This window comes from Pseudomonas sp. efr-133-TYG-23, assembly GCF_030209215.1.
GTDB lineage: Bacteria > Pseudomonadota > Gammaproteobacteria > Pseudomonadales > Pseudomonadaceae > Aquipseudomonas > Aquipseudomonas rhodesiae.
The window spans coordinates 44,119-53,276 of sequence record NZ_JARVSL010000003.1 but is presented as its reverse complement, the minus strand read 5'-3'; the positions used below and the strand labels follow the sequence as shown (position 1 = coordinate 53,276).

13 protein-coding genes are annotated in these 9,158 nt (G+C 57.5%); 12 read left to right on the top strand and 1 reads right to left on the bottom strand.

Annotated elements, in window-relative coordinates:
- Positions 1-8: 8 nt before the first annotated feature.
- From QRN41_RS02240 to QRN41_RS02225, 4 genes are all read left to right on the top strand, one after another.
- Complete coding sequence (locus QRN41_RS02240; RefSeq protein WP_123480124.1) at positions 9-281, top strand: hypothetical protein; 273 nt, start codon at positions 9-11, stop codon at positions 279-281.
- A gap of 482 nt (positions 282-763) precedes the next feature.
- Positions 764-1,057 (top strand): hypothetical protein, encoded by a 294-nt coding sequence (locus tag QRN41_RS02235; protein WP_123480125.1) that lies wholly within the window; start codon positions 764-766, stop codon positions 1,055-1,057.
- Between the two features lie 64 nt (positions 1,058-1,121).
- Positions 1,122-1,397 carry an HNH/ENDO VII family nuclease gene (locus tag QRN41_RS26155; protein WP_167418112.1) on the top strand — a complete coding sequence of 92 codons (276 nt, stop codon included), beginning with the start codon at positions 1,122-1,124 and terminating at the stop codon, positions 1,395-1,397.
- A 280-nt stretch (positions 1,398-1,677) separates the two neighbouring features.
- Positions 1,678-2,286, top strand: coding sequence for a hypothetical protein (locus tag QRN41_RS02225; protein ID WP_173603349.1), 609 nt, complete (start codon positions 1,678-1,680; stop codon positions 2,284-2,286).
- Positions 2,287-2,432: 146 nt separating this feature from the next.
- On the opposite strand, the gene QRN41_RS02220 is transcribed toward QRN41_RS02225, so the two are convergent.
- Positions 2,433-2,690, bottom strand: coding sequence for a hypothetical protein (locus tag QRN41_RS02220; RefSeq protein ID WP_167418142.1), 258 nt, complete (start codon positions 2,688-2,690; stop codon positions 2,433-2,435).
- 252 nt (positions 2,691-2,942) lie between these two features.
- Between QRN41_RS02220 and QRN41_RS02215 the strand changes: the two genes are divergently transcribed.
- The 8 genes from QRN41_RS02215 to QRN41_RS02180 all read left to right on the top strand — a co-directional run bounded on the left by QRN41_RS02215 (position 2,943) and on the right by QRN41_RS02180 (position 9,108).
- A complete protein-coding gene (locus QRN41_RS02215; RefSeq protein WP_167418113.1) occupies positions 2,943-3,635 on the top strand; it encodes a hypothetical protein in 693 nt (230 codons plus the stop codon).
- A gap of 69 nt (positions 3,636-3,704) precedes the next feature.
- Entirely contained in the window at positions 3,705-3,932 is a 228-nt protein-coding gene (locus QRN41_RS02210) for a hypothetical protein (protein ID WP_167418114.1), read from the top strand.
- 139 nt (positions 3,933-4,071) lie between these two features.
- A complete protein-coding gene (locus QRN41_RS02205) occupies positions 4,072-4,752 on the top strand; it encodes a CsgG/HfaB family protein (RefSeq protein WP_167418115.1) in 681 nt (226 codons plus the stop codon).
- 29 nt (positions 4,753-4,781) lie between these two features.
- The gene (locus QRN41_RS02200) at positions 4,782-5,144 is read left to right on the top strand and encodes a DUF4810 domain-containing protein (protein WP_040265227.1); all 363 of its coding nucleotides are present in this window, start codon (positions 4,782-4,784) and stop codon (positions 5,142-5,144) included.
- Positions 5,141-5,791 carry a DUF799 domain-containing protein gene (locus QRN41_RS02195; RefSeq protein WP_034136418.1) on the top strand — a complete coding sequence of 217 codons (651 nt, stop codon included), beginning with the start codon at positions 5,141-5,143 and terminating at the stop codon, positions 5,789-5,791. The genes QRN41_RS02200 and QRN41_RS02195 overlap by 4 nt, the downstream gene beginning before the upstream one ends.
- Before the next feature lie 421 nt (positions 5,792-6,212).
- Entirely contained in the window at positions 6,213-7,853 is a 1,641-nt protein-coding gene (locus tag QRN41_RS02190; RefSeq protein WP_167418116.1) for a vWA domain-containing protein, read from the top strand.
- 101 nt (positions 7,854-7,954) lie between these two features.
- Positions 7,955-8,527, top strand: coding sequence for an RNA polymerase sigma factor (locus QRN41_RS02185; protein WP_167418117.1), 573 nt, complete (start codon positions 7,955-7,957; stop codon positions 8,525-8,527).
- Entirely contained in the window at positions 8,524-9,108 is a 585-nt protein-coding gene (locus QRN41_RS02180) for a hypothetical protein (RefSeq protein ID WP_167418118.1), read from the top strand. Before QRN41_RS02185 ends, QRN41_RS02180 begins: the two co-directional genes overlap by 4 nt.
- Positions 9,109-9,158 lie beyond the last annotated feature (50 nt).

Below are 9,158 nucleotides of genomic sequence, written 5' to 3'. Positions count from 1 at the left end.
ATCTTATAATGTATGAAAATATTCGCTATATGCTAAAGACTATATTTTCTGCAGACTTTGGTTTTCAGGAGGAAGCTGCTAAAAATATATACCTAAGAGGCTTGATATCAAGTGGAAAGCTGGATGAGATGAAAGCTGAGTTGGCTGCAGCGTTCGAAGATAAGAGTGTGCGTTGGAGAGAAATGCTTTTGAATGATGATTATGAAGTCCAAGACTTCGATACTGAAGAGGAATCAATAGCGTATGTAAAGAGAGTGCTTTGGGATCCGTTGAACTCTTAGAGCTTTCTTGACGGTGCAAAAGGTGGCGGTTCTGGTGGTTTCAGTGGCGGTAAACCTACTATTGTGGATGATCCATATAGCCCGAATGCTATTACTGAAAGGTCTAGAGTAAATAGAGATTATTATGGTCGAGAAAATGCTGCCGATGAATTTTCTGCTGGTCTTCCAGACTACGCAACGCATTCAACAGCAAAGAGCTATCAGTCAACGGTGCCAAGAGATCTGAGCGAGAGACTTTGTGGAACAGGGTGATAGAAAATCCCTCAGCCGGTCGTGATCAAAACTAGCTGGTGATAAAGACCTTCCGCGGAGTAAGGGACGGAAAAAAATGGAAGTAAGTCACCGTCTGCCTAGCGGAGAAAATATAACCCTCCACTATCAATACAACTCCGCAACCGGTAAAGCATACGATATGAAAATTACCACGCCGCAGCAGCTGCCCCCCTGTGCTGCAGCCCGGTAGGACTATTGAGTGATGTGGAATGATTATTCGAGAAATTGGGCGAGAAGAGCCCGTGCAGGTGTTTGGGATTTACTGGATAGAGAACGAGCGCTTTTACTGGGTCATTCCTTATGATGGTTATGGCGGTTTGAGGGCACTCAGTGATAGAGAAGTCAATGTTGTTGACTCTTCTTTGTCAGCTGATCTCATCCTCTGCAAGGATGGGGGGGGAGGGGACATGATTCTGCATTGGGCAGCGGAAGATTTGATTGAAGAGCTTGTGGAGCGTGATCCACAGGCGATGGTCGAGTTCTTAGAACGCTTAAAAGGCTGATGGTCCAAAAGGGACGGGTTCTGCTGGTACGGGCACGACGGCGGGTAGTGATGTTGCAAGTACAATGCCTAAAGCTGGTGCTTTTTGGAATAAAACAACAGTTTTAGATAGGACTGTCTATCAACGTAACGACCTCTTTGATCCAGAGGCCCTATCGACCTGGAGAGTACGAGGTAAAACTGTTCAAGACTCAAACCTTGAGAGGATGGCCTCGGGTCGAGCACCAATTGGGTATGATGGGAAATCAGTCGAGTTACATCACCTCTCGCAAACTGAAGTTAATGGGTTCGCTGGTACTCGTGGTTCACTTGCAGAAGTTGGTTCTGTGATCAACCTATGAACACTGGGAAGTACCCTCATCTGAAAGTGTTTTTTGCTTTCTGGTTTATGCCCTGATTGGAGGGCGGTTTTTTGTGTGGGGCCACATCGGGCTGCTGTTCGGGTATTATTCGAACGACCTCGCACCTATTGGGTGTGAATCTTAAAAGAATGAAAATAGGGGGCAGACCGCGATTAATGCATCAATGTATATTGGTGGTCTGACCCCTATTTTTCCTGATTCAAGTTTATCCATTTAGCAGCGGCAGGAAAGTCATGACAATAGAAAAGGAAATTCGACAATGAAGTATTGGAACGTATACCGAAAAGGTCTTTACCTAGTCATCCTGTTCAAGCTCACTCTATTAACAGGCTGCGCAGGAATTCCCTACGAAAAGCCCGAAGACCAGATTGCTATCCAGAAGGACCTTTCCATAAAGGCTGAGGATATTGTCATAATGAGTCAGGTAAGTTGGTGCTCCTATCCTTATGGTGACATGGCGCCGTGTCGTCCACAGGATGCACTTGCGGTACAGACGCGAACAAAGCTGATATTTGCCAGTTATAGCAGTCAGCACTATAAGCCCGATTTAGAAGTGTTGGTCAGTGACGTCATGTGTGCTCACCTCTACGAGTCCAGAGATACGTCACCGAATTTCTATTTATTCACCAAAGATTATGCGCTGCAGATTTGGCCAATGGATGCGCATAGTAAACCGGATATGAAGAAAAAAAAGCTCATGCTCGATGTCATGGTGCCGCAAGGGAAAAAAGCATACGTGGGGCCAGAGGGTAATTTTGTGACAGCCACCGGGCGGACCAGCGAGGCAATTTATGTCTCGCGCTATCCCGGCATCGTATATACGAGCCATCCGGAAATATTGCAGCTGGTCAATCCATGTGGTCAGTAGTTCAAACTAGAAAATAGGCGGATTTATTCAGTTGAAATGCTTGTTATTTAAGCGTGAGTAAAGGGGGGGCGGATTTATCTAGTTGATTTATTTGGTTGTACTACTCACGCACAAAGCGGGCGACACTACGGCCGCCCTATTTTCACTCAGGACAGATCGGCGTTAAGCCTGCGACTGATGACATCCAGCAAATCGCACCCATCGCGCAGCGGAATGGCCAGCAAGTGGGCGAAGTCTGAAAGTACTACGGCATCGCTGCTGAGTTGTTCGCGGAAGGCCAGATTTTCCAGCAGTTGGGTGATGGCCCGAATGCGATGCGCGGCGGCATCGTGAAGGACGTCGAGAGGTGCCTGGGTGTCGATGACCAGGGCTGGGACGGTGCAGTCGTGGCCGGTTAGGGGAATGTATCGATTTCATTAAGCTCTCTGGATTATTGAGGGCTCGTTCTTCGGGTCGCCAAACCCGGTCACCTTCTGAGTGACGGCCGGACTATAAGCCGCACCACCAAGCCCGCGCAAGGCATCAAAATGCCGCCGCTTCGGAGCGTGTACGCAGCTACTAACGTCTTGCCAGCCATTGCCGACATACTGCTCACGAACAAACGCACTACGACTATGCAAATCTGAAAGCTTCACCCCAAACATTAAAGGACCAATGTGAAAAACCTCCTCCTCATTCTCTTCACCACCCTCATCCTCGGCGGTTGCGTCAGCCACCCCCTCACCCCCGAAAACCGCGCTCAGATCAAGACCGTCAAAGTCCTGCCCGTGAAGTGGGAAAAGAACATGGTGTACTTCGGCCGCGAACAGGCCTGGGGCGCGGCCCTGGGGGCCGGGGTTGGTGCCGGTGTTGGCATGGCCAGCGGGGCGTCCAAGGTGGGTACTGCGGCGTTGAGTGGCGCCGGGTTTGCCGGCGGTATGAAGCTTGGGCAGTTGGCCGAGATGCCGACGCCGGTGGCCATCCTGACGGTGATGGAGGCGGAAAAACTCGATGTAGGCGTGTTGCTCAAGCAGGGCTTTGTCGATGAGTTGGGTAAGACTTCGACGCTCAAGGTGGTCGGCGACGATGAGCCCGCCGATGCGCAGATTCAGCTGACCGTGTCCGAGTGGGGCTTTCGCTTGACCCAGGGTTTCAGCAGTGTGATTTATCCGACCCTTAACGTGTTAGCGCAGATGGATCGCGGCGATGAGATGATTTGGCGCACCTTTGAAGCGGTCACGCCGTTCAATGGTCAGAATGTCTATGGCTATACACCGTTGACCTACCGCACTGACCCTGAAGCCTTACGCCGGGCGTTGACGGGGATTACGCAGATTTCTGCGCAGTATCTGGTGAAAGAGCTCAAGTAGGGCTGTGCGAAGGCTGGGTGCTGTTGGTGGGCTAATGCCAGTCAGTTAAAGATTTTTGTAGGAGCGAGCTTGCTCGCGAAAAACTCACAGGCGCTGCGTTTATTCAGGAAGCACGCGTTATCGTTGACGTTTTTCGCGAGCCAGCTCGCTCCTACAGTAGGCGTGGCGTTAGGGCTTGCTTGTGAAGGCAATGTATTTGTTGCTGTACTGGTGCTTTCGCAGGCAAGCCAGTTCCCACATTTGAGCTTTGTTGCTTTGAGTATTGCGGTCGGCAGTCATATGGCCGAAACAACTTGAGAACCGCTCTCAACCCCGTAAAATGCCGCAGCCGTTGCATCACCGTCTTTCAGGGAAGAACTCAGGCCAGCGCGCTTTCAGGCTGCCTGACTCCTTGGAAAACCCGGCAACGCTGTTTTCCTCACCCAAGGAGCACCCTGTGAAGACACTGTCCAAAATCCTCCTGTCCGGCCTCACCGCCGCAGCGCTGCTGACCGTGGCCGGTTGCGCCACCGAAAGCAACCGCGCGATGCCGGTGGAACAAGTCGCCAGCGCCAACGTCGCCTACTCCGGCGTGCGCGTGCCGATTGCCGTGGGCAAATTCGACAACCGCTCCAGCTATATGCGCGGCATCTTCTCCGATGGCGTCGACCGCCTCGGCGGCCAGGCCAAGACCATCCTGATCACCCACTTGCAGCAGACCAACCGCTTCAGCGTGCTGGACCGCGACAACATGGGCGAAATTTCCCAGGAAGCCAAAATCAAAGGCACCGTGCAGAAGCTCAAGGGCGCGGACTATGTGGTGACCGGCGATGTGACCGAGTTCGGCCGCAAAGAAACCGGCGACCGCCAGCTGTTCGGCATCCTCGGCCGTGGCAAGACCCAAGTGGCCTACGCCAAAGTCGCGTTGAATATCGTCAACATCAACACCTCCGAAGTGGTGTATTCCACCCAGGGCGCCGGTGAGTACGCGCTGTCCAACCGTGAAGTGGTCGGCTTCGGCGGCACCGCCAGCTACGACTCCACCCTCAATGGCAAGGTCCTGGACCTGGCCATGCGCGAAGCGATCAATCGCCTGGTCGACGGTATCAACGCCGGTGCCTGGAACCCGCGCAACTGATCAGCAGCACCTCAAGGAGCAGTACACGGATGAGCAAGGCAGTTAAGTCAGCGCTGATGCTGACAGCAATCGCAACGGTCGCCGGGTGCCAGACGGCGCCCCAGCCCCTGTATCAATGGGAAAGCTACCAGCCGCAGGTCTACGAATACTTCAAGGGCGAGCCCAAGGAAGCGCAGGTCGAAGCGCTGGAACGCGACCTGCAGAAGATCAACGCCAGTGGTCGCAAGGCGCCGCCGGGTTACCACGCCCACCTGGGTATGCTGTACCTGAGCATGGGCAAGGATGACCAGATGGTGCAGGAATTTCGCACCGAGAAGGCGCTGTTCCCCGAATCCGCCGCCTACATGGACTTTTTGCTGAAAAACGCCAAGACCGGAGTCGCGACTAAATGAGCCTGTTAAAACTCACCGGCGCCCTGCTGGCCCTGGCCTTGCTCGGCGGTTGCGCGGCACCCAAGACCATCGATTACACGGCGTATAAACAAGCGCGGCCCAAGTCGATCCTGGTGTTGCCGCCGCTTAATGAGTCGCCGGAAGTACAGGCGTCCTACAGCCTGGTGTCGCAGGTGACGTACCCGCTGGCCGAAGCCGGCTACTACGTGCTGCCGATTGCCCTGGTGGACGAAACCTTCCGCCAGAACGGCCTGACCACTGCCAACGATATCCAGGCCGTGCCGCCGACCAAGCTGCATGACATCTTCGGCGCGGACGCGGCGTTGTACATCACCGTCACCGAGTACGGCACCAAGTACATGCTGATCTCCAGCGATACAGCGGTGACCGCCTCGGCCAAACTGGTGGACCTGCGCACCGGCACCACCCTGTGGACCGGCACCGCGCGCGCCTCCAGCGAGGAAGGCAACAACAACAGCGGTGGCCTGATCGGCATGCTGATCACCGCGGCGGTCAAGCAGGTAATCAACAGCTCCACCGACGCCGCGCACCCGATTGCCGGCATCACCAGCGCACGCTTGCTGTCGCCGGGGCAACGGGCGGGGATTCTGTACGGCCCGCGTAATCCCAAGTACGGCACGGACTGACAATCCGGCTCTGAAAAACCATCGCGCTACTGTAGAACCGGGCCCGCTGTAGTGAGCGGGCTTGCTGTGGTAAGCGGGCTTGCTGTGGTGAGCGGGCTTGCCCCGCGCTGGGGCGCGAAGCGGCCCCAAACCTGGCGACGAGGTTTGTCTGCTTGAGCGCGATAGCCTTATGTGGGACCGCGTCGCCCCCCAACGCGGACGGCGCGACGATTCGACAAGCCTGCTCACCAAAGCCTTAAGGAGACACCCATGCCCCCGATGGCGATGTGTCACTCACTAGAGGCAATAGCTGACACTCTGCCATCGGGAGCAAGCTCCTTCCCACACCGATTGAGATGTTTTCTAAATCGGTATTAACCCGAATCCCCCGCACCTTGCGTCTGACCTTGTGAACGGATCATTCATTCACGAGGTTCAGCCCATGTCTCACTCTCTGCTCTGGCTACGTCCTGCTGCCCAAGGCTTCGCCGTTACCCTGACGCTGGCGCTGGCCGGGTGTGGGGCGTCGTCCTCCCACGATGTGGCGCCACCGGCCGACACGGGCCCGATCTCTCGGCTTGAGGCCGACACTGTGCAAGGTGCCCTGAGCAAACCCATGCCGATCCCCGCGCCGATGTCTACAGGCCTGGCGATGCAGGAATCGAGGACGATGGACTACCGCAGCGAGCCCCGTGAGCAATACGCCAATCTGCCGGATAACCCGGTGCACCGCGTGGCTGAAACGCCGGTGTCCACTTTCAGTGTCGATGTCGACACCGGCAGCTACGCCAACGTACGACGCTTCCTCAATCAAGGCAGCCTGCCGCCCGAAGGCGCCGTACGACTGGAGGAAATGGTCAATTACTTCCCCTACCACTACGCACTGCCCACCGATGGCTCACCCTTCGGCGTGACCACCGAAGTCGCCCCTACGCCCTGGAACCCGCACACCCAATTACTGCGTATCGGCATCAAGGCATCCGACCGCGCCGTGGCGCAGCTGGCGCCGGCCAACCTGGTATTTCTGGTGGATGTGTCCGGCTCCATGGACCGTCGCGAAGGTTTGCCGCTGGTGCAAAGCACCCTGAAGTTATTGGTGGATCAATTGCGCGAGCAGGACCGCGTGTCGCTGGTGGTCTACGCCGGCGACTCCCGTGTGGTGCTCAAGCCCACGTCCGGGCGCGACAAGGCCGCGATCCGCAACGCCATCGACCAGCTCACCGCCGGTGGTGCCACGGCGGGGGCGTCGGGTATCGAACTGGCTTACCAGATGGCCCGCGAAGGCTTTATCGACAACGGCATCAACCGCATCCTGCTGGCCACTGACGGTGACTTCAACGTCGGCGTCAGTGACTTCGACAGCCTCAAGCAGATGGCGGCGCAGCAGCGTAAGAGCGGCGTGTCCCTCACCACCCTGGGCTTTGGCGTGGACAACTACAACGAGCACCTGATGGAGCAACTGGCCGACGCCGGCGACGGTAACTACGCCTATATCGACACCTTGCGCGAAGCACGCAAGGTGCTGGTGGACCAGCTCAGCTCGACCCTCGCCGTGGTGGCGCGGGATGTGAAATTGCAGGTGGAATTCAACCCGGCGCGGGTCAGCGAATATCGCCTGCTCGGCTACGAAAACCGCGCCCTCAAGCGTGAGGATTTCAATAACGACAAGGTGGATGCCGGTGAGATCGGCGCCGGCCATACCGTTACCGCGCTGTACGAAATTGTGCCCAAGGGGCAGAAGGGTTGGCTGGAGCCGCTGCGCTATGCCGGCGCGCCTGTGGCCGAGGGGCAGTCCGAGGAGCTGGCCATGCTGCGCGTGCGCTACAAGCCTGCCGCAGGTGGCGATAGCCGCTTGATCGAACGGCCAATCACTGGCCAAACCACCCAGGCCAGCGACGATTTGCGCTTTGCGGCGGCAGTGGTTGCGTTCGCCCAGCAACTCAAGGGCGATGGCCGCTACACTGGCAGCATGACGTTGAAAGACACCGCCGCACTGGCCCGCTCGGCGCGGGGCGACGACCCGTTCGGCCTGCGCAACGAGTTCGTGCAACTGGTGGAGTTGGCCCAAAGCCTCAAGCCCTGATCTCGAACACCACATTGCTGTTACTGATAGACCGCGATCGGGAGCAAGCGCCCTCCCACATTTGAACCGCGTTAACTTTACAAAAGGAGTTCGCCCCCTACATGGCTGTTCCAGATGACCCCTCCAGCGACGAAGCGTTGCTGGCCCGTTACCGGACCGGTGATGCCGCTGCGTTCGAAGTCTTGTACGCGCGGCATCGCCAAGGTCTGTATCGTTTCCTCCTGTCCCTGAGCAACAAGGCCGAACTGGCTGAGGAAATTTATCAGGAGACCTGGCTCAGCCTGATCCGCAGCGCCAGTCAGCCACAAGGCCGGGCGAGCTTTCGCACATGGCTGTTTCAGATTGCCCGCAATCGCTTGATCGACCACTGGCGCAAGCACGGCATCCACAACCCATTGCACGACAGCTACGACGAGCACCTGCACGCCCAGCCCGACCACAGCGCCGGCCCTGAGCAGCAATTGAGCCTGAGCCGCGACCAGGCGCGCCTCGACGCGGCCCTGCAAGACTTGCCCGAAGACCAGCGTGAAGTGTTCCTGCTGCGTCTGCATGGTGACCTTGAGGTACCGCAAATCGCCGCGCTCACCCAGACCCCGCTGGAAACCGTAAAAAGCCGCTTGCGCTACGCCCAGCAGAAATTGCGTCGTCTGCTGGCCGAGGAGGTACCTGTATGACTGACTCCCGACACACCCCTGACGACGAGCTGCTCCAGCATTTGCGTCGACACAGCACCGGCGAGCCGCCCGCGTCTCTCGATGCCTTCATCCTCAACGCCGCCCGCCGCGAAGCCCCGGCGCCGCAACCGAGCCTTTGGCAACGCTGGCTGCACGCCTGCCAACGCCCACGCTGGCAAATGGCGTTCGCCACCGTCGCCGGCGTCGCGCTCATGGTCGGCGTGGTCATGCGCTCGCCGGTGCCGCACCCCGAAGTGTCCACCGCGACCTTCTCCGCGCTCCACGACCAAGCCCCACCCCCGGCACCCGCCCCTGCGCCGATGGCGCGTATGGCTGTCGCACCCAAGGCCGAGAGTGCTCAGGCCGAAATCACCGGCTCGCTGGCCCAGGCGCCAGCGGCAAAACCCTTGAGCAAGCGCGCGCCGCCGGGGTTGCCGAGCCTGGAGGACGGGTTGCAGGAAATTGTGAACCTGCGCGCAGCAGGCCAAACCCGAGCGGCGGATGAAAAACTGCTGGCGCTGCACCAGCGTTTTCCCCAGGAAGATCTGCCGGCGCGATTGGAGGCGCTGCAGCCGCGCTGAAACCAGGCTCACGAAAAAAGCCCCAGGTCTCTCAACCTGGGGCTTTTTTA